We start from the raw sequence: 19,171 nt of genomic DNA on the forward strand, positions 1-19,171 counted from the left end.
GCCGTTATCAAAAGAGGGACACCGTATGAGGTGAGATTGAACAATATTTAGAGCAAAGCACTTGTTTTACTCATAGATTTCGGATAGTGTATGCAAAGCCCACAGCGGAGCAAAGGTTTTGTATATACTATCCGTTGGCTGCTGTTTTTCTTTTCATATTTCAGTAGGTCATAGTTTGATTGAAAGTTCTAAGTGCCCCCCCAAGCCAAGTTCTATAATTCTTTTAAGTGTTGATATCCGTACCTCTTTAAGGTCATTCTCAATTTTTGAGATATAGGATTTAGTGGTTCCTACTTTTGCAGCAAGTTCTGCTTGAGTCAAGCCTTTTTCAAGACGGGCTTCATGAATCAAAGCTCCTATTCTAAAGTTTTCGTATCCTTCTTCCAATTCATCACGTTTCTTCGTGCCTACTTTCCCGTAATGCTTTTCCTTGAACTGGTCAAGTGTCATGATGTTATTTTCTTCTGCTTTCATATTCTCCTTTGATTTTTATAGCCTTCTCAATTTCCTGTTTAGGTGTTTTTTGTGTTTTCTTTTGGAAGCCGTTTGCCAAAACAACTAATTGGCCTTTGTCGAAGAAGCAAAAAATTCGGTAGATGTCGCTTCCCTGCTGAACACGAATCTCAAAGAGCCCTTCCGTGTTTTAAATGTGCTTAAGATAAGTATCGGGAACTCTTGGAAGATTCTCTATCAAGTCAAAAGTCCAGATGATTTTATCCTTCACCTTATCCCGCTGTTTTATAAAGAACTCTTCAAAATAGTCCTTAAAGAAAATGATGGTTCGGTGCTTCTTTTTAGTATTCACGAAGCAAAGATAGAAAAAGTTGCACTAAAGGAAAACTGCTTTAAAGGAAGCTTAAACGGACACAGGTACTATCCAAATTTTTTATATTTAAAATTGCATATAACGGACTAGTATAAAAAACGTGCGCGGCCGTCGGCCGAAGCATGATTTTTATACAGTGTTAGTGGTAGGTGTTTTATCTTTTACTTGCTCTTCAATTATAGACCTAAGTTCTTCAATCGTGTAAGGCGGCTCTTTACGGTGGAGCATTGAGTGGCAATTTGGGCAAACAGGTCTCAAATCCTCAATAGGGTCTATTTCATACCTTTCCCCGACTTGAGAAATTGGTGTCAAATGGTGAATATGTATAAATCTATAACCAATTTCCCCATAAGTATTCCCGAAGTCGAAGGTACAAACCGCACATTTATGTCCCCAATGGCTTTTACATTGTTCTTTGGCTTTTGTATTTCTTTCGTAGGCGTTTACAGTAATACTCCTTTTAAGCCCTTCAAAGAATCTATTCGCTGTGTTAGTTGGAAGTTCTTCTGGGAACTGCTCATCGCCAGTAAGTGCAGTATTCTCTAATGCTTCTCTAAGATTTGGCTTTAAAATCCAGTAGAATTTTGTGCCAGATGGTTCTCCAAGAAAGAATAAGTCCCAATATTTAAACTGTTGCTGGCTTCTAGCTGTGAATCCAATATCATAAACCTTAGCAATTCTTTTTGCAAAGAATCCAACTTCTGAATTTAGTGGACTTTGAGGACTTTTTTTATAGCCTAAAATTTTTCCAATCTCACTTGCGAAAGCTTTATGATTCGGAAATCCGTAAAGTGTCTGTAGGATTTTTAAATCAATCTCTTTTGTTAATTCAGAATTCTGTAAAATTTCTGCCCATTGAAGGACAGTTAGTTCTGTAGCCATATTTTATATTTTCACTTACCACTAACGGTCTCGTGTAAACGGCGGCGAAGGCCGTCGGCCGAAGATGCCGTTTACACATTGTTAGCACCTGTTTTTGTTTTTTTACCGCACCATGGACAGAATTTAATTGATATTCCTGAAGTGCCACCGTCATGTATCAATATTCTAAATTGGCTTCCTTGTTCATTTCTATCAAGAATTACATCTGGGCAATCGTATATTGAATCATGGATTTCACATTTTTTGTTAAACTGTGACGCCATCATTCTGCAACAAGACTTGATTCTTCTTTTTGGCTCTGCCTTCTTTAGTACTTTTTCGTACTCTTTTCTTATATCTTCCTTTGTGAGGTCGCTGATTTTTAACGTGAAATCTCCTTTTCTAAAGGCTTTTTTGGCTTGTCGGTGTAGCAAACAATACATGGCCCAAATAAAATAACCCTCCGCGCTACTTTCAGATTTTTCCTCGGCTGCGTTCCAGATATCTACAAGGTTTTGTGAGAGGAATCCAGTCGAATCTTGGACAAAGCTTCCATCTCTTATGTCAAGCTGTTCAGGGAATAGCTGGTTTTTTCGGCTATATATAGTTTCAAAATTCATTTTTAAAATTGGTGCTAACGGTCTCGTGTAAACGACGCCGACAGCCGTCGGCTGGAGATGACGTTTACACAATGTTGGGCGGAGTAATTTTTCTTTTTTTTATTCTTTTTTGTACTAAGATTGAATGAAAGCCAACCACTCTTCTAAAAGTTTCTTAAAGTCAGTTATTGGTATGCGTCGGTTCATATATCCAATTTGAACAGTGCCTTCTTTTGGGAAAATATCCAAAGTAGAACCTAATACTTCACCCCAATCTTCCTGAATCGGTTCCCCCTCAAGTGCTTTTTGTAAATCCTCTATCTGTATCTCCGTAATCCGTTTGTCACAATTGCTTATATGGAATGTTAGCTCTCTGTCATAAAGATTCGCAGTTTCGGCAACATAGAATGTTCCGCCAAAGGGAGCATCTTTTTTAAAGAACTCGATACCATATTCTTCACTTTTAGACATTGCCCTATAAAATTTATAGTTTTTATTACGCCCAACTACCGTATATACGTCAACATACGCTTATCAGCAATACAGCTAACCGTAGACGCTACACCTAATATAAGAAATATGTAATAGAAAGATACGTTTAAATTCAGAGAGCCACCTCCTCTATAAACACAAGTAAACCTTACCTTTTGGCTTGTGCCTTCTTAGTTACTTTCTTCTTGGGCACTACTTTTTTGGGTTCAACCTTCTCCTCTTCCACGCCAATGAGTTCAAGGGCTTTGTCCAGGAGTTCGTCGCGTTTGGAGAGGATGCCCTTGAGGGTGGGGTGCACTTCCTGATCCAGACGTACGCCCAGGCGTTGGGTCACGGCATTGTTGGGGTAATAGATGCCGTTGCCCGAGAGGGCCACCACGTACTTGCCCGGTAAGACAATCCGTTTCACATCACCGTCGGCACCGGCGGTTTGCTCGCCCAGCGTCATACTGCCGGGGAAAAGGTGCTGCAGGCTCATGGTATGCCACTCGCCAATGGTCTGGGTTTTGCCGTTCACCAGAATGACCACTTTGCCCGGATAACTGGCTCCATCAGGCGTGAACTCAGTGGGGAAATAGACTTCGGGTTGGGTGAGCAGGCGGTAAGAACCTACCTGGTAAGGGTTCAGCTGGAAATAGCGGGCAAAGTAGTGGTTCTGCTTCCCAAACTTCTTGTACACGTAATGAAACACGAAATCGCTGTGGTCGGGCTCGCCGCGCATGTCAAAGATAATGCCTCTGGCCTTTGTGGCGCGGTTGAAGAGAGAGTCCATGAGGCGGTAATCTTCCTCTGAGGATTGGTCTTTGATCATCCGGAAGGTATCGTCTACCTTAAAATGCACAATGCCTTTGGCGGCGTATTCCAAGCCTTTGTTTTTCCTGGCGGGCACGGCCAGCTTTTTCTTGAAATAGGCATCAATGAGCTTGGCTTTGGCGGCCTGGGTAGGATCCATGAGCCGGAGCGTGGTGGTCAGTTGCTCTTTGCCCCGCGTGAGCTGCACCCGCATGCCCCCATCTTCTGACCGGAACAGCAGGTTATCGCCCCACTCCCCTACCCGGCTCCAGAGGCCGTTCTCATTTGAAACAGACAGCAGGGCATTCAGGGCTCCCACCCACTCGCCCACGGTAACACTGTCCAGCGCCTCTATCATATCGCCGCGGCGGATGTTGGAGCGCTTGCACAGGGCCTCGTCAATAAGGGCGGTGACCACCATCTTCTTTTCGACCAATTGGTAATCAAACGGCGGGTAAAAGCGGTTCTTGAACAGTTGCTCGCGGTGGTGCAGTTGCCGGAAAAACGAATACGCCTGGGTGTCATCCAGGTGGGCGTTCACGCTCAGCAGCAACCGTTCATATTCCGGGCGGGTGGCGCACTGCGCGAACTGCGGAATGTACTGGCTTATGACCGCGTCCCAGTTCTCGTCCATGAGGTGCTTGTAGGGGTACAGGTAGTCTACAAAGGCCTTGAACTTGGCCAGCGCCAGCATACGGAGCGGGTACGGCAGGTTCTCCTTGGGGTCTACCTCATATTCAGGCTCATGGGGCATGGTGCCGCCAAAAGGATTGTTGCGGATGTAGGTATAATAATGCTTTTCATCCGTGAACCGGCGCTCAAAGATCTGGTTCAGGGTTTTGCGGTTCTGCGAGGTCAGGAACTTTGATTTGGTGCGCCAGCCATCGTCCAGGTTTTTGAGCAGAAAAGTCCCTTCGGGCTTGTCCTTCTGCGGTTCTACCTTGTTACTGGCCGGCACGCCCACGTCTTTCAACAGCTGCCTGAACACGGCGTTTGCCTGCCGCTGGTTTTTGGCCGAGTCTACCTTGCCCAGGTGGTGCAGGAACAGCGAATCGGCATTCAGTAGCCCCATGGCCGAGGCGGGGTGATGGTATTTCAGATGCCCCCAGAGGCGGAAGAAGTATAACTGCTTTTCGGTCTCAAAGTCGCCTTGCGCCCGTACGCTTCCCAGGCTCATCCAACACAAGCCTGCCAGCAGAAGCAACACCCGTCCTTTTGACTGAAAACCGGAGGCGGGGGAAGAGATGAATGATGGTGTGTCGTTTTTCCTCATAATTTGTAAACTTCTCCAGCGCGCGCCATCCACAGGAAACAAAAGGCGAATTCACTTTTCCTCCTTCCCGGCCCTAACGCCAAAGCAACTCTCTCTGTGGCAACCCAAAAGATAGGCAAAAGCGGTTCAGACGCGGCCTCTCTATAAAACCCAGAAATGTCGTTTTGGGCCTGTTTTTCAGAAATAAGGGCAGAAACGGGCTATCATTCCCTAAACGGCTACGGGCAGAGGCTTATTTTGCTATTCCACAATGGGCACTCCCTTTCCGGCCAGAGAATCAGCAAAATGCAGATCGTCCAGATGGATGAACTCCAGGGTTTTCCGCCTGTTCCCCTCCAGGAAAAGGGTAACCATGGAGGCCTTTTCAGAGGTGTCGTGTTTTTTCTGGGCCTTCACAATCTGCTTTACATGAATCTCATCTTTGCCCGCGTCCATGATGCCGCGGGTATACCCCACGTAGAGCCAGAACAGGACAATGCCCGCCGTGAGCACCGTGAAAAGCAATTGGTTCAACTGCTGGGTGATCAGATAGGTTTTATAATGCTTTTGGGCCTGCATGGAGAAAAAGACCACCCAGAAGACTGCGGCAATCAGGTGCAGCACTTTCACATACCCGGCCTGGTTACCGCTGATGAAGATACGGTCTCCTTCCATCCGGAGGGTGCCTCTTTTTAATTGAAACGTATTCATTGAGTAAACTAAGCCAACACTTCCACGAACTTACCACAACTGGCGCAGAAACGGAAATCCCCTTTTTCCCAGCCCGAAATCTATACGGTGAATTCCCTTGAAACGCTTAGGACAAATTACATTTTTAAGCCGATTTCCTGTAAACTGCCCCAACACCACTACTGAAGGGTGCACGCGCTACAAAGGAACGTTGGGGATAGGTAGCACCTGCCTCTTCTCCTCCCAGAGGGGGAAATCAGTAGCCCTTTAGTTTCTGAAGATTCCAGAAAATCAAACCGCTCTTTCAGAGTTCCACTCCCCGTAACGACCCAACTGGCGCGAAGGGGATTGATAAATCCCCAACTGAGTGGCTCGGGATTGGAAATCCCGAACAGCAACGTGCGTAAAAGTTTCCCTACTAGCTGAGTTCCTGGGAGCGCTCAATTTATGTCCTGAAAGTACCCTAGAAGCAGACCGCTCTTCCAGAGTGCCACTCCCCTTCTTTGCCCGTGGTTCCCGGCGGAGTGGAACTCCGCAGCAGGCAGGTTCGGGAGTAGAACTCCCGAACAGCAAGGGAACTCCCGAACAGCAAGGCAGCAAACGCAGCAAAGGTTATGCTTAGCGCATTCCCCGTGCTTTCTCCTCGTTTTTAGAAAAACAGCTTAGAAACGCAAAAGGCCGCTTCTTTCCAGAAGCGGCCTTTTGCGTGTATGTCCCGCTCTGCGGTTCTTAAAACGGAGGAGCGTCATCAAACGAGGAAGCAGGCATTCCGCCGCCGCCGTTCATTTTGCTGCCCAACCTAATGGTGTTTGGCCCGCCTGCGGCGGATGGCCCGTCAAAGTCAGAGGTAGGGAATCCTCCGCCTCCGCCGTCAAAACCGGCCCCGCCCCCGAAACCGTCTTCCAGGTTCCCGAATTTGGTGTACTTGCCAATAAACTTCAATGAAACGCTGCCCACTTCCCCGTTCCGGTGTTTGGCGATGATCACCTCACCCACTCCCAGCGTCGGGTTGCCCATCTCGTCCTCGGTGATGCCGTAGTATTCCGGACGATACAGGAAGATCACCATGTCGGCATCCTGCTCAATGGAACCAGATTCACGTAAGTCAGAGAGCATCGGTTTTTTGTCGCCGCCGCGGGTTTCCACGGCCCGGCTCAGCTGCGAAAGCGCGATGACCGGCACGCTCAACTCCTTGGCCAGTTGCTTGAGCGCCCTTGAGATGGACGCGATTTCCTGCTCGCGGTTTCCGCCGCCCTTGCCCTCAGTGTTGCCGCTCATGAGCTGCAGGTAGTCAATGATGACCATCTGGATGTCATGCTGCGCTTTGAGGCGGCGGCACTTGGTCCGGAGTTCCCGGATGGAAAGGCCCGGCGTGTCGTCAATGAAAATGGGGGCCTGGCTCAGGCGGGAGATTTTATGGTTCAGCTGCGCCCACTCGTAATCGGCCAGGTTTCCTTTCTTGATCTTCTCGCCTTCCAACTCGGCCTCGGCCGAGATAAGACGATTCACCAACTGAATGGAGGACATCTCCAGCGAGAAAATTGCCACGCCTTTGTTGAAGTCCACCGCGGCGTTGCGCATGGCAGACACCACGAACGCCGTCTTTCCCATCGCGGGCCGCGCGGCCAGAATCACCAGGTCAGAAGGCTGCCAGCCCGAGGTCACGCGGTCAAGGGCGGTAAAGCCACTCGGCACCCCGGTCAAGCCCTCTTTCTGGCTCTTTTTGGCTTCCAGTTCCTTGAGGGCTTTGTGCATCAAAGACTGCATGTCATCAAAGTTCTTCCGGATGTTGGATTCACTCACCTCAAACAACTTGGCTTCGGTGGAGTCCAGCAAATCAAATACGTCGGTGGTGTCTTCGTAGGCCCGGCCCAGCACCTCAGAGGAAATACTGATGAGGTCGCGCTTGATGGCGGCCTCGGTGATGATACGGGCGTGAAACTCAATGTTGGCCGCTGAGTTGATGCGGGTGGTGAGCTGCGTCACGTAAAAGGCCCCGCCCACAAACTCCAGTTCGCCCTGCTCGCGCAGTTCCTGGGTTACGGTCAGGATATCAATCGGCTCAGATTTGTCAAACAAAGCCAGAATCGCCTTGAAAATACGCTGGTGCGCGTCTTTGTAGAAACTTTGGGGTTTTAATAAGTCAATGACGGCCGTGAGGGCGTCTTTCTCCAACATGAGCGCACCCAACACCGCCTCTTCCAGCTCCAACGCCTGCGGCGGAAGCTTTCCCATTCCTGGAGATACGGTCTGCTTGGGGTTCCAGGCAGCCTTCCCTCTCGTCGCTTTTAATTTCATCTCCTCCATAAAAGCAAATGTAAGAATGTTCCCGCCTCAGGTAATCCACAAACATATCCACACTTTGTAAATAGGCGACTGTCCCTAAAACGTATCTGGCTGATTATCTTTGAGTCAAAGGAGACAGCGGTTTTAAAAGGATTTTAAATTTCACCCCGGCTTACCCCAATATACTACTAGCAAGCATTAGGCCTTATCTATTTAAGGCTGTACTGGAAGAAAAATTCCCTTCAAAAAGCCCCCAGGCACCAGTCGTTTACAGCCTAATTTCTAAAAAACAGCCCTAAAACAGACTAGAACGCACCCCAATTTCAGCTTCTTTGGTTGGTTGAGGAAGGTAGAATTTCAAAGTAATCCACAAATTTCTTGGGAGATATCCACAAATCCGTTGCGGCTCTCGTAGAAGGGCGTGTTCTAAAATCACTACATTTGCTCTCTTTGATTGAGACTACATGAGTACAGAGGCGTATCAACACATTCACATGATTGCCATTGGGGGTAGCATTATGCATAACCTTGCCCTGGCATTGCACCGGAAAGGCCTGAAAGTGACAGGCTCAGACGATGAGATTTTTGAACCGGCCAAAGGCCGATTGGCCGCCGAAGGGTTGCTGCCCGTAGCCGAAGGCTGGTTCCTCGAAAAGCTTCATTCCCGCCCCGATGCCGTGATAGTGGGCATGCACGCCCGCCCAGACAACCCCGAGCTGCTCTACGCCCAGGAACACAATATTCCTATTTTCTCTTTCCCGGAGTTCATCTACGAGCAGTCTAAAAACAAGCAGCGCATTGTGATTGCGGGCAGCCACGGCAAAACCTCCATCACCTCCATCATCCTGCACGTGCTCAAATTCCACAACCGCCAGTTTGACTTCGCCGTGGGTGCCCAACTGGAAGGTTTTGACCTGATGGTGAAACTCACGGATGATGCGCCCATCATTATCATTGAAGGTGATGAGTACCTGTCCTCGCCTATTCAACGCGTTCCCAAGATCCATAAATACCACCACCACATTGGCGTGATCAGCGGCATTAGCTGGGACCACATCAACGTGTTCCCCACCGAGGAAAACTACCGCGAGCAGTTCCGCATTTTCGTGGACATGACGCCCAAGGCCGGCACCATGATCTATAATCAGGACGATGAGCAGGTTTTGGAAGTGTGCGTGCCCAACAACTCAGATGTGAACTACATCGGCTACACCATTCACGAACACAAAATAAAGAAGAGCGGCAAAACCGTGCTCAAAACCAAGAAGGACGATGTAGAAATCCAGCTTTTTGGCGAGCACAACCTGCGCAACATCAGCGCAGCCAAGGAAGTCTGCAAGCAGATAGGCATCAAAGGACAGGCGTTCTATGAGGCGCTGGCTACCTTCAAAGGAGCCGCCCGCCGTCTGGAGAAAATCGGGGAGAACGAGCACACGCTGGTCTACAAAGATTTCGCGCACGCCCCGTCTAAACTGAAAGCCACCTCTGAGGCATTGAAAAAACAATACCCAAACCGGCAACTCATTGCCTGCCTGGAACTGCACACCTTCAGTAGCCTCAACAAAGACTTTCTGCCGCAATACAACGGCACGTTCCTGTCGCCCGATGTCAAGATTGTGTACTTCAACCCCAAAACCCTGGAGCACAAACGCATGCCTGCCCTTGACCCGCAGGACTTGAAGGCGGCCTTCGGCGATGAAGGAATAGAAGTGTACACCGACAACCAGGCCCTGCAGGAGTATCTGCTCAGCAACAACTGGAAAGACAAAAACCTGCTCATGATGACGTCCGGCAACTTCGGGAACCTGGATTTACAGAAACTGGCAGATACCATCACCGCATCTTAATCCCTGGTTCATGAAATTACATCTGCGCAAACCCATTGTCTTTTTTGACCTGGAAACCACAGGAGTGGACATCTGCCGCGACCGCATCGTGGAAATCAGCATGCTCAAGGTGCTGCCCAACGGCGAGGAAATCCTCAAGACCACGCGCGTCAACCCCACCATTCCCATTCCCATTGAGTCCAGCATGATCCACAAGATCTACGACGATGACGTGGCCGACTGCCCTACCTTCGCAAAGCTGGCGCGCGCGCTGGATGAGTTTCTGAAAGGCTGTGACCTGGGCGGATTCAACCTCATCAAGTTTGATATTCCATTACTTGCCGAGGAGTTTCTGCGCGTAGACATAGATTTTGAAATTGAGAACCGGTCTATTGTGGACGTATGCCGCATTTTCCACCAAATGGAACAGCGCACCCTGTCTGCTGCCTACAAGTTCTACTGCCACAAACCGCTGGAAAACGCCCACTCTGCCGAGGCTGATACCATTGCCACGTACGAGATTCTCAAATCACAGGTAGAAATGTACGAGCAAGTGCCGCTGCCCGGTGCCGAAAACCAGGCCGTTTTCCCGGTACAGAATGACATGCAGGCGCTGCACAAATTCACTTTCCAGAAAACCGCCGATTTAGCCGGCCGCATTGTGTTCAACAACCACGGCGTGGAGGTATTCAATTTCGGGAAGCACAAAAACGTGTCGGTGATAGAGGTACTCAAGAAAGAACCCAGCTACTATGATTGGATGATGAAAGGCGACTTCCCGCTGTACACCAAGAAAGTCTTGACCCGTATCAAGCTTCGTGGAGCTTTGCAGCAGACGGCTTTGAAGTTGTAATGCATCCTTTTTAGGCTTCTTTTAAGAAAACAGGCTATAAACGAAAGCCTCTTTCCGGGGAAGGAGGCTTTCGTTTTTTTTAAACTTCAGCTTATCTGGAGGGCTACTTACCTTGCTTTGGCATACTATGGCGCGGAAGTAAATCCGCGCCATAGTGCTGTTCTTGTGAGTCAAAGAAACAAATTTGCGTTAGAATTGAAAAGGGCAACCACAAGGGATTGCCCCTACATTGATCTGATAACGTGGAGACAAGGCGGTGCCTGGTTTCTACAAAACTGCAATTCGTTGCTCCATTTTAATCCTCTTTTCTCTAAAACGGCTTCAAAACAGAGTGGCCTCCTTTTAATTGAAGGAGGCCATTCTGTTTTGAAGCCCGTCAGTAGTAATCGTGCTACTTGGTACACACTACCTGATACTACCTCGCTTTGTCAGACTTGAGCAGGAGCGCCAATAAGACGGCGCTGAACACAAACCATTTGGTTCTTGCTTTCATGGCTTAGCGGGCGTTGTAGTATTTCTTTGCTTCGGGCAGGCTCTTCTGAATGTTGGCGATACGGGTAGCGTCTGAGGGGTGGGTGCTCAGGATTTCTGGGGGGGCCTGTCCGCCGCTGTTGGCGGCCATTCTTTCCCAGAAAGAAATAGCTGTTTCTGGGTTGTAACCAGCCATTGCCATAAAAATCAAACCTAAGCGGTCGGCCTCTGTTTCCTGGGTGCGGCCGTACTTCAAGAGCAGGCCTTGCGCGCCAATACCATACACAGAGTTGATTACCTGCGTAGAGGCTCCTCCGCCCAAAGAACCCAGGGTAGCACCACCGTACTCGGCCAGTAACTGCTGGCTGATGCGCTCATTGGAGTGTTTGGCAATGGCGTGGGCAATTTCGTGGCCCATAACTACGGCCAAACCGGCTTCGTTTTGGGTAATGGGCAACAGCCCGGTGTACACGGCAGTTTTTCCGCCGGCCATGGCAAAAGCATTTTGTTGCTTGGGGTCATCTATCAGGTTGAATTCCCACTGGTAGCCTTCCAGCTGGGCCGAAGCTCCTTGCTGCCTCATAAAGCTCTCTACGGCCTGTTGGATACGCTGCCCCACCCGTTTTACCATGGCGGTTTGGGAGGCATTAGAGGACAACTTGCTTTGTTTCATCAAGTCACTATAGGCCTGAAAAGACATCTGGATCACTTCCTGGTCACTCACCAGCGACACTTGCCGCCGTCCGGTGATGGGTACTGTGGTACACCCAACCATTAGCAGAACTGCCAAGGAGAAGAGTGCATTTCTAAACATGCTCGTTTTCATAGATAGGTTAGTAAGGGTAATACAAAAATCAGATCCTGCCCGGCCATGGCCTCTGCATAGGAACGCTGACCTATACGGAGAAAAGAAGACAAAGTGTTGGCCGTACCGAAATCCGGACGCAAATCTATTTTATCCCCTATACAAATCCATGCCAATTTTATTTTCGGCTTGTCTTTTTGCCAGACTTGAGGCGGCACAGAGAATGTCCTATCTTTGAAAACAAAAAAATGCCATGAAGATATTAGCCATTGGCCGTAACTACGCCGAACATATTGCCGAGCTGAAAAACGAGGTGCCTGACGAGCCCGTTATTTTCTTCAAACCAGATACTGCCGTGCTGCGCAACAATGAGCCTTTCTACTTCCCAGACTACAGCACAGACATCCATTACGAGGTGGAACTGGTGCTGCGCATCAGCAAAGAGGGCAAGAACATTCAGCCCAAGTTTGCGGCTAAGTATTTTGACGGCATTGGCATTGGCATAGATTTTACCGCCCGTGATTTGCAAACCAAAGCCAAAACCAAAGGCCTGCCCTGGACGTTGGCGAAAGGATTCAACGGCTCGGCCCCTATCTCAGACTTTTTACCGGCAGAAGAGTTTCCGGCATTTGACAACATCAACTTCGGCCTGAAATTAAACGGCGAACTCAAGCAGCAGGGAAATTCTGGCCTGATGATTCATGACTTTGGCGCAATTCTGGCGTATATGTCCCGGTTTATCACGCTTAAAAAAGGCGACCTGATCTTCACCGGTACCCCGGCGGGCGTGGGGGCGGTTAAAATAGGAGACAGACTTGAGGCGTTCATAGAAGACAAAAACCTTTTGAATTTTGAAGTTAAGTAGCGTACGTTTATTTCTAGTAGCTTTTCTTTGGGGAAGTAGCGGGGCTGCCCTGGCGCAGGCAACACAGGCCCAGCCCGCCCCACAAGCTCCTTTTACCGCTAATCCGTTTACGTTTCCCATTAAACCCGGCACCCAGAACTTTCTTTCGGGCAGCATGGGCGAAATACGGCCCAACCACTTCCACGGCGGCATTGACATCAAGACCGAAGGCAAGATTGGTTTACCCGTGTACGCCGCCGGCGATGGCTATATCTCTAGGGTAAAGATTTCCAGCTACGGCTACGGTAATTTGGTGTACGTGACGCACCCCAACGGGCTGGTCACCACCTACGCCCACTTGCACCACTTTGCCCCTTCTTTGGCCGACCACCTGCTGGCCTTGCAGTACCAGAAAAAAGCGTTTGATGTAGAGGCGCACTTTCATGAGGCGCAGTTTCCGGTTCAGAAAGGCGACATCATCGCTTATTCCGGTAACACCGGCGGCTCTGGCGGGCCCCACCTGCACTTTGAGGTACGCGACAGCAAAGACAACCTGCTCAACCCGCTTCGGTACGGCTTCGCCGAGATTGTAGACCAGGTTCCGCCCACCATCTACAACTTCGCCCTCACGCCGCAAAGCATTGACGCGCGCGTAAACGGGGAATTCACGCGCCGCGAGTTCACGCCGGTAAAACAAGGCGCTACGTACACCATTGCTGATACCCTTTCGGCGGCGGGTTTACTGGGGCTTGAAATCCAGGCCATTGACCAGTACAATGGCGCCGCCAATACCAACGGCGTGCAGGCCATGGAACTGCGCATCAACGGCGAAACCATTTACCGCCATAACATTGACGGCGTTCCGTTTGACAAGCAGCGGCAGATATCTGTCCACATCAACTTTCCGGTGTTAAAATTGAAGAACCGGGCCTTCCAGCGTTTGTACGTCGCAGATGGCAACACTTTGCCCATTTATGAGATTGACCACAACCGTGGCCGCTTTAGGGTGCAGGAAGGCCAGGTATATGAAGTGGTAGCCGATCTGTCTGACTCTTACAAAAACGTTTCGCAGCTGCGTTTCTATATCAAAGGCGAAAGCAGTGCCTACAAAGCCCTGGGCGCGCCCAAGGTAACCAAGCCTAAAATTGGGCATGAGGTCATGGAAAGCTTCCTGAAAATAACGGTGGCCGATACTGCCCAGAAAGCCCGCAACCTGGATCTCTACATTGGGAATTATAAGTACGCCGTCATTCCTTCTTACACCACCAACGCGGGCTCTGTGTACCTCTATAACCTGATTGGCGGCTTGCCAGACTCCGCGGAGGTCACGGGTACGCGCGTGCGGTTTCCGTTCAATCACCTGGTGCCCCCCGGCACCGAGTTTCTGTTCTCCAACCGATTTATGGACATCACCTTCCGGGAGAATTCTCTCTATGACACGCTCATCCTGCAGACCGACCGGAACGCCCAGGACGTCTTCAGCATCAACAACCCCTTGACCACGCTTTTCCAACCGGCCAAGGTCACCATCAGGCCCGCCAAGGTACCGCTTGATAAATCCAAAGCGGCGGTGTACGCGCTGGGCTGGGGCAAAGGAGCCGGTTTTCTGGGTGGCACCTGGGACGGAGACGCCATTACGTTTAGCGCCAGAGACCTGGGCAAGTTCAAAGTCCTGAGCGATACCGTGGCGCCTACCATCAAATTGGCCAGTAAATCAGCAAACCAAATTAGCTTCAGAATCTGGGATAACCTGTCGGGCATCGCGTCCTGGTCTTGTGAGGTCAACGGACAGTGGCTGCTGCTCAAATGGGAGCACAAAACCTCTACCCTCACCTCAGAGAAATTAGATAAAACTGTACCTTTGGCCGGAGAGGTGGTCTTACGCGTGAAAGATGCCATGGGCAATGAGGCCGTGTACACCACTAGGATTTAGTTGTTGGTTGTTGGTTCTCAGTTGGGTGCAATGCATAAATGAATCACAAGATGAGACAAAAACAATTACCGCTCCTATTTTCCTTTTTCGCCTTTCTTACATTCTCAGGTCAGGCACAGACTCTGGAAGAACTGACGGCTATCGACAAGAAATATAAAGCTTGTTTGGGCAAAGGAACAAACATGCTTGGTTGCTCCCAACTATACTATACCCAGATGGACAGCTGTTTAAATGTGGTCTACAACGAACTCCGTAGACCACTTGACCAAACTGGGAAAGCCGCATTGAAGGATGAGCAAATAAAGTGGCTCGGGAAAAGAGATGTATTTTTCAAAAAGGTTGACCAGGAATACGCAGCAGAGAACAGCAGCGGATTTGCTGGGAATGACAGCAGAATGATAGCTATAGATGAGAAAGCCCAATTCGTAAGGAAAAGAGTGGAGGAGTTAATACAAAAGCTTGACAATAGGTAGAAGAAGCACCACACCCAACATTGTGCATGAGGCCGTTGTCAGTTGTTGGGCAACATGTCAAGAAAAGAAGAAGTATAAAGAATAGAGAAAGAATAAAGGTTATACAGAATGAAAAGTTATGGCTATTTGAATCTGACATTAGGGCATAGCCGAGCAAATAAATGCCCCTTGAGCAACCTTTAGAGTAACTACCTAAGAGCTTTTACAGAGAAGCTGTTTAGAGTTTTATGCCTGTTTTCATAAAAGTAGCCTAGAAACGAGGTCTCAGCCGATGCTTGCGGCAGTTTATAGATAAACCTCTTGTTTTTGGCCTGTTTTTATAGAAACAGGCCAAAAATGATGGCATAATCAGACACTTGCACCAGAGGAATTGCTTTAATGACCGATTAATGAAAAACTCTAAACAGGTTTAAGAGTTTTCCAACTTTAAAACCTTATTCTATCTAACCTCTATTATTGACTGAAAAAATGAAACTTGATTCAAATTAGCCATGAATATACAGGCGGAGAAACTTAAGCTTATAGAATGGTTGGCGGGGTTAACAGACCAAACTCTTATTGAAAGAATAAAATTCTTACGGGAAACTCAGTCTGCCCCAACAGATTGGTGGGAAGAAATATCTCCAGCGGAGAAAGATGCCATTGACCAGGGTTTGGAAGATGCACAGAATGGCAATGTCACCGCCCACGAAGAAGTAAGAAAGAGGTATGAAAAGTGGTTATGAGATAGTCTGGACAAATAAAGCCTTATCTGATCTTGACAACATCATTGCATACTTAACCAACAACTGGACAAACCAGGAAGTATCAAAGTTTTTTGTAAGGCTTGATAGAAGGATTAACATTATTTCCCAACGGCCACTGCTTTATCCATTGACGAATAGCAGGAAAAATGTCAGACGGTCTGTTCTAACACCTCAAATTACCATCTATTACAGGTTAACTAAACAGTCTGTTGAAATTCTAACGCTATTTAACAATAGACAGAATCCTGCCAAACTAAAAATCTAGGAGGACCAGGTTGTCTAACCGCAGCTAAACTTCAACCAGAGCCATAAGGTTAGTCTGACAGACAAACAGACAATTCTCCCAATCGCCTCAAGCTAAGTACGCTTGGCAGGCGAGATTACCGGGGAAAGCCTGAAAATAAATTTCCATTTTAGGCCTGTTTTTCAAGAAACAGCCCTAAAATGGAGGTAACAACCAAACACTGACAACCAACAACTAATAACTGACAACTACAAAACATGCTACAAATAGGTGACGCAGCCCCAGACTTTGAGGTAAAAGACCAGAACGGGAATCCCGTAAGAATGAGTGATTTCAAAGGCAAGAAAGTAGTCCTTTACTTCTACCCCAAAGATGATACACCGGGCTGTACGGCCCAGGCCTGCAACCTGCGCGACAATTATGACGCGCTGCTGGCCAAAGGGTACGTGGTACTGGGAGTAAGCGTAGACAATGAAAAATCGCACCAGAAATTCATCCAGAAGTTTGACCTTCCCTTCCCGCTGCTGGCCGATACGGAGCATGAGATTGTGGAGAAATACGGCGTGTGGCAGGAGAAAAGCATGTACGGCCGCAAATACATGGGCACCATGCGCTACACCTTTGTGATAGACGAGGAAGGCAAGATGGAAGACATCATCACCAAAGTAGACACCAAGAACCACACTGCCCAGTTGCTGAAATAACCTGGTAAGGGTTGTTATTTCCGTAGGGGAAAGACAACCCTTTTCCGTTTTAGGCCTATCTTTAGGAAAACACCCCTAAAACCGCAAAACAGGCTTAAAACAGAACCCTCATCTTCCCATTTCCAAATCTTCACATTTCCAAATCTTCCCATTTTCACCATCATAAAAAATGAATCCATTCAACTACGACACGGAACAATTGCTACACGTGGCGCATCAGGTTCGCCGGGATATTGTGCGCATGGTACACGCCGTTAACTCCGGGCACCCGGGCGGCTCACTGGGCTGCACCGAATTTCTGGTAGCGCTCTACTTCCGTCAGATGACGCACAAGCCTGAGTTTGACATGAACGGCATCGGCGAAGACCTGTTTTTCCTGTCAAATGGCCACATCTCACCGGTTTGGTACAGCACCCTGGCCCGCGCCGGGTACTTTGACCCTAAAGAATTAGCCACCTTCCGGAAACTGAATTCCCGCCTGCAGGGCCACCCCGCTACCGAGGAACAGTTACCGGGCATCCGCATCGCGTCAGGTTCCCTGGGCCAGGGCCCTTCGGTAGCCATTGGGGCCGCGCAGGTAAAGAAGTTGAACGGCGACGATAAACTGGTGTACGTGCTGACCGGTGACGGTGAGTTAGAAGAAGGCCAGGTGTGGGAAGCGGCCATGTACGCCGCCCACCACAAAGTAGACAATTTCATCTGGACGGTAGACTACAACGGCCAGCAGATTGACGGCCCCGTAGATGCCGTGATGAGCCTGGGCAACCTGCGGGCCAAGTTTGAAGCCTTCGGCTGGAAAGTGCTGAACTGTGACAACGGAAACAACTTCGCCAGTCTGATTCCAGTACTGGACGAGGCCAAATCTCTGACCGGCCAGGGGCAGCCCATCTGTATCTTGATGAACACCCAAATGGGCTATGGCGTGGACTTCATGATGGGCTCGCACAAATGGCACGGGGTGGCACCAAATGATGCCCAGTTAGAGCAGGCGCTGGTACAACTCAAAGAAACCCTCAACGACTATTAATATAAAGCAGGCTGGCAGGCGCTTAGGCGCCTGCCCCTTTTCTTCTTCGGCATGAAGCGAATGCGTTTTGTTTATCTGTGGCTGCTCTGCTTTCTGATAGGAGGCATGACCCTCTTGCCTGCGGCTGCGCAAAACCAGGCTCCGGCCCCCAAGAAGACCCGCCTGCTGTTTCTGCTGGATGCCTCTGGCTCCATGATGGCCAAGTGGGAAACCAGCCAACGCTGGGCCGTGGCGAAAACCATGCTGGCCCGCATGGCCGATTCGCTGGACACCTACGCCAACCTGGAGATTGCCTTGCGCGTGTACGGGCACCAGACGCCGGCCAACCAAAAGAACTGCAAAGACACCAAGTTAGAGGTTCCGTTTGCCGCCCATAACGCCACAAACATCAAAAAACGGCTACAGCTCATTACGCCCAAAGGCAACACGCCCATCACGTATTCACTGGAGCAATCAGCGAATGATTTCCCGCAGGATCCAAACTCCCGGAACGTGATCATCATCATTACCGATGGGCTGGAGAGCTGCGGCGGCGATCCCTGCGCTACGTCCTTGGCCCTGCAGAAAAAGCGGGTGTTCCTGAAGCCGTTCATTATTGGCCTGGGCGATGACCCCGGGTATGCGCAGCAGTTCGGGTGCATGGGGCAGTATTACAACGCCTCAGACATCAAGACGTTCCAACAGGTAATGGAGAACGTGATCAGCATTGCCCTGAAGAAAACCACCGTGTCTGTGGAACTGACGGATGATGCCGGACGGCCCGTGGAAACCAACGTGAACCTCACGTTCCTGAACAACGTGACCGGCCAGCCGGAGTACAATTTTGTGCATTACCTAGATGCCTCGGGCAAGCCCGATGCGCTGGAAGTAGACGCGTTGCTCTCTTACAACCTGGTGGTAAACACGTTGCCCGCCGTTGAGTTACGTAACCTGGACATCAAACCCGGCCGGCACAACGTGTTCAGGGTGAAAGCGCCTCAGGGCTACCTGTACCTGCGGCAAGATGCGCCCACGGGCTACGGCTCCATGACGGCGCTGGTGCGGGAAAAAGGCGACCCTACTCTTTTGCAGACCCAGCGTTTTCCCAGCCAGCAGAAGTACCTGGCCGGCACCTACGAAGTGGAGTTGTTGACCTTGCCGCGCCTCAGAAAGACCGTAACCATTCGGCAAGGCCAAGCCACCGAGGTTACGTTTCCGCCCCCGGGCGCACTCAACATCACCCAGGATTTAAAAGGCTACGGCAGCCTGTACCTGTTAAAGAACGACGGAACGCAGGAATGGCTCTGGAACCTGCCCGAGGGCAGCAGCAAAATAAGTTTACCTTTACAACCGGGCCGCTACCGGGTGGTTTTCAGGATGAAAACCGCCAAAGGCAGCAAGTTCACCGATGTAAAGAATTTCAGTATTCAATCTAATTTAACGACTACGATAAAACTTTTCAACTAAG

Annotated in this window: 20 protein-coding genes; 11 read left to right on the top strand and 9 right to left on the bottom strand. The window is 49.4% G+C overall.

The window, feature by feature from the left end:
• Positions 1 to 168 precede the first annotated feature (168 nt).
• Positions 169 to 474, bottom strand: coding sequence for a helix-turn-helix domain-containing protein (locus HHO50_RS18820; protein WP_181308388.1), 306 nt, complete (start codon positions 472 to 474; stop codon positions 169 to 171).
• Positions 455 to 622, bottom strand: a complete 168-nt coding sequence (locus tag HHO50_RS21610; RefSeq protein ID WP_370457648.1) for a type II toxin-antitoxin system RelE/ParE family toxin — start codon at positions 620 to 622, stop codon at positions 455 to 457. The genes HHO50_RS18820 and HHO50_RS21610 overlap by 20 nt, the downstream gene beginning before the upstream one ends.
• Here HHO50_RS21610 and HHO50_RS21615 point away from each other — a divergent pair.
• A complete protein-coding gene (locus HHO50_RS21615) occupies positions 563 to 916 on the top strand; it encodes a hypothetical protein (RefSeq protein WP_370457642.1) in 354 nt (117 codons plus the stop codon). The genes HHO50_RS21610 and HHO50_RS21615 overlap by 60 nt on opposite strands.
• Before the next feature lie 39 nt (positions 917 to 955).
• On the opposite strand, the gene HHO50_RS18830 is transcribed toward HHO50_RS21615, so the two are convergent.
• From HHO50_RS18830 to dnaB, 6 genes are all read right to left on the bottom strand, one after another.
• The gene (locus HHO50_RS18830) at positions 956 to 1,708 is read right to left on the bottom strand and encodes an HNH endonuclease (RefSeq protein ID WP_181308398.1); all 753 of its coding nucleotides are present in this window, start codon (positions 1,706 to 1,708) and stop codon (positions 956 to 958) included.
• A 71-nt stretch (positions 1,709 to 1,779) separates the two neighbouring features.
• The gene (locus HHO50_RS18835) at positions 1,780 to 2,307 is read right to left on the bottom strand and encodes a hypothetical protein (RefSeq protein WP_181308400.1); all 528 of its coding nucleotides are present in this window, start codon (positions 2,305 to 2,307) and stop codon (positions 1,780 to 1,782) included.
• A gap of 114 nt (positions 2,308 to 2,421) precedes the next feature.
• Positions 2,422 to 2,757: a hypothetical protein gene (locus HHO50_RS18840; RefSeq protein WP_181308415.1), complete on the bottom strand. Its 336-nt coding sequence runs from the start codon at positions 2,755 to 2,757 to the stop codon at positions 2,422 to 2,424.
• Positions 2,758 to 2,926: 169 nt separating this feature from the next.
• On the bottom strand, positions 2,927 to 4,843 hold the full coding sequence (locus HHO50_RS18845) for a S41 family peptidase (protein ID WP_181308417.1): 1,917 nt from the start codon (positions 4,841 to 4,843) through the stop codon (positions 2,927 to 2,929).
• Between the two features lie 240 nt (positions 4,844 to 5,083).
• On the bottom strand, positions 5,084 to 5,533 hold the full coding sequence (locus HHO50_RS18850) for a hypothetical protein (RefSeq protein ID WP_181308419.1): 450 nt from the start codon (positions 5,531 to 5,533) through the stop codon (positions 5,084 to 5,086).
• Between the two features lie 708 nt (positions 5,534 to 6,241).
• Complete coding sequence (dnaB, locus tag HHO50_RS18855; protein ID WP_255478826.1) at positions 6,242 to 7,810, bottom strand: replicative DNA helicase; 1,569 nt, start codon at positions 7,808 to 7,810, stop codon at positions 6,242 to 6,244.
• A 452-nt stretch (positions 7,811 to 8,262) separates the two neighbouring features.
• Between dnaB and murC the strand changes: the two genes are divergently transcribed.
• A complete protein-coding gene (gene murC / locus HHO50_RS18860) occupies positions 8,263 to 9,645 on the top strand; it encodes a UDP-N-acetylmuramate--L-alanine ligase (protein ID WP_181308423.1) in 1,383 nt (460 codons plus the stop codon).
• A gap of 10 nt (positions 9,646 to 9,655) precedes the next feature.
• A complete protein-coding gene (locus HHO50_RS18865; RefSeq protein WP_181308425.1) occupies positions 9,656 to 10,477 on the top strand; it encodes a 3'-5' exonuclease in 822 nt (273 codons plus the stop codon).
• Positions 10,478 to 10,973: 496 nt separating this feature from the next.
• Here the strand turns inward: HHO50_RS18865 and HHO50_RS18870 are convergent, their stop codons facing one another.
• Entirely contained in the window at positions 10,974 to 11,774 is an 801-nt protein-coding gene (locus HHO50_RS18870; protein WP_255478820.1) for a M48 family metallopeptidase, read from the bottom strand.
• 232 nt (positions 11,775 to 12,006) lie between these two features.
• On the opposite strand from HHO50_RS18870, the gene HHO50_RS18875 reads away from it, so the two are divergent.
• From HHO50_RS18875 to HHO50_RS18910, 8 genes are all read left to right on the top strand, one after another.
• A complete protein-coding gene (locus HHO50_RS18875; RefSeq protein WP_181308427.1) occupies positions 12,007 to 12,618 on the top strand; it encodes a fumarylacetoacetate hydrolase family protein in 612 nt (203 codons plus the stop codon).
• A complete protein-coding gene (locus tag HHO50_RS18880; RefSeq protein ID WP_255478821.1) occupies positions 12,605 to 14,530 on the top strand; it encodes a M23 family metallopeptidase in 1,926 nt (641 codons plus the stop codon). The genes HHO50_RS18875 and HHO50_RS18880 overlap by 14 nt, the downstream gene beginning before the upstream one ends.
• 50 nt (positions 14,531 to 14,580) lie before the next feature.
• Positions 14,581 to 15,003 carry a lysozyme inhibitor LprI family protein gene (locus tag HHO50_RS18885; protein WP_181308429.1) on the top strand — a complete coding sequence of 141 codons (423 nt, stop codon included), beginning with the start codon at positions 14,581 to 14,583 and terminating at the stop codon, positions 15,001 to 15,003.
• A gap of 491 nt (positions 15,004 to 15,494) precedes the next feature.
• Positions 15,495 to 15,728, top strand: a complete 234-nt coding sequence (locus tag HHO50_RS18890; RefSeq protein WP_181308431.1) for a hypothetical protein — start codon at positions 15,495 to 15,497, stop codon at positions 15,726 to 15,728.
• Positions 15,712 to 16,014, top strand: coding sequence for a type II toxin-antitoxin system RelE/ParE family toxin (locus HHO50_RS21620; RefSeq protein WP_181308433.1), 303 nt, complete (start codon positions 15,712 to 15,714; stop codon positions 16,012 to 16,014). Before HHO50_RS18890 ends, HHO50_RS21620 begins: the two co-directional genes overlap by 17 nt.
• Before the next feature lie 236 nt (positions 16,015 to 16,250).
• Entirely contained in the window at positions 16,251 to 16,697 is a 447-nt protein-coding gene (gene bcp, locus HHO50_RS18900; RefSeq protein WP_181308435.1) for a thioredoxin-dependent thiol peroxidase, read from the top strand.
• Between the two features lie 169 nt (positions 16,698 to 16,866).
• On the top strand, positions 16,867 to 17,724 hold the full coding sequence (locus HHO50_RS18905; RefSeq protein WP_181308437.1) for a transketolase: 858 nt from the start codon (positions 16,867 to 16,869) through the stop codon (positions 17,722 to 17,724).
• Positions 17,725 to 17,775: 51 nt separating this feature from the next.
• Positions 17,776 to 19,170, top strand: coding sequence for a VWA domain-containing protein (locus tag HHO50_RS18910; RefSeq protein ID WP_255478822.1), 1,395 nt, complete (start codon positions 17,776 to 17,778; stop codon positions 19,168 to 19,170).
• The last annotated feature ends 1 nt before the right edge of the window (position 19,171 follow it).

This window comes from Rufibacter sp. XAAS-G3-1 (assembly GCF_013623775.1).
Classification (GTDB): Bacteria; Bacteroidota; Bacteroidia; order Cytophagales; family Hymenobacteraceae; genus Nibribacter.

Bases quoted from the DNA above. Each gene is read 5' to 3' on its own strand.
- HHO50_RS18820 (WP_181308388.1), bottom strand. From the start codon at position 474: ATGAAAGCAGAAGAAAATAACATCATGACACTTGACCAGTTCAAGGAA.
- HHO50_RS18830 (WP_181308398.1), bottom strand. From the start codon at position 1,708: ATGGCTACAGAACTAACTGTCCTTCAATGGGCAGAAATTTTACAGAAT.
- HHO50_RS18835 (WP_181308400.1), bottom strand. From the start codon at position 2,307: ATGAATTTTGAAACTATATATAGCCGAAAAAACCAGCTATTCCCTGAA.
- HHO50_RS18840 (WP_181308415.1), bottom strand. From the start codon at position 2,757: ATGTCTAAAAGTGAAGAATATGGTATCGAGTTCTTTAAAAAAGATGCT.
- HHO50_RS18845 (WP_181308417.1), bottom strand. From the start codon at position 4,843: ATGAGGAAAAACGACACACCATCATTCATCTCTTCCCCCGCCTCCGGT.
- HHO50_RS18850 (WP_181308419.1), bottom strand. From the start codon at position 5,533: ATGAATACGTTTCAATTAAAAAGAGGCACCCTCCGGATGGAAGGAGAC.
- dnaB (WP_255478826.1), bottom strand. From the start codon at position 7,810: ATGAAATTAAAAGCGACGAGAGGGAAGGCTGCCTGGAACCCCAAGCAG.
- murC (WP_181308423.1), top strand. From the start codon at position 8,263: ATGAGTACAGAGGCGTATCAACACATTCACATGATTGCCATTGGGGGT.
- HHO50_RS18865 (WP_181308425.1), top strand. From the start codon at position 9,656: ATGAAATTACATCTGCGCAAACCCATTGTCTTTTTTGACCTGGAAACC.
- HHO50_RS18870 (WP_255478820.1), bottom strand. From the start codon at position 11,774: ATGAAAACGAGCATGTTTAGAAATGCACTCTTCTCCTTGGCAGTTCTG.
- HHO50_RS18875 (WP_181308427.1), top strand. From the start codon at position 12,007: ATGAAGATATTAGCCATTGGCCGTAACTACGCCGAACATATTGCCGAG.
- HHO50_RS18885 (WP_181308429.1), top strand. From the start codon at position 14,581: ATGAGACAAAAACAATTACCGCTCCTATTTTCCTTTTTCGCCTTTCTT.
- HHO50_RS18890 (WP_181308431.1), top strand. From the start codon at position 15,495: ATGAATATACAGGCGGAGAAACTTAAGCTTATAGAATGGTTGGCGGGG.
- HHO50_RS21620 (WP_181308433.1), top strand. From the start codon at position 15,712: ATGAAAAGTGGTTATGAGATAGTCTGGACAAATAAAGCCTTATCTGAT.
- bcp (WP_181308435.1), top strand. From the start codon at position 16,251: ATGCTACAAATAGGTGACGCAGCCCCAGACTTTGAGGTAAAAGACCAG.
- HHO50_RS18905 (WP_181308437.1), top strand. From the start codon at position 16,867: ATGAATCCATTCAACTACGACACGGAACAATTGCTACACGTGGCGCAT.
- HHO50_RS18910 (WP_255478822.1), top strand. From the start codon at position 17,776: ATGAAGCGAATGCGTTTTGTTTATCTGTGGCTGCTCTGCTTTCTGATA.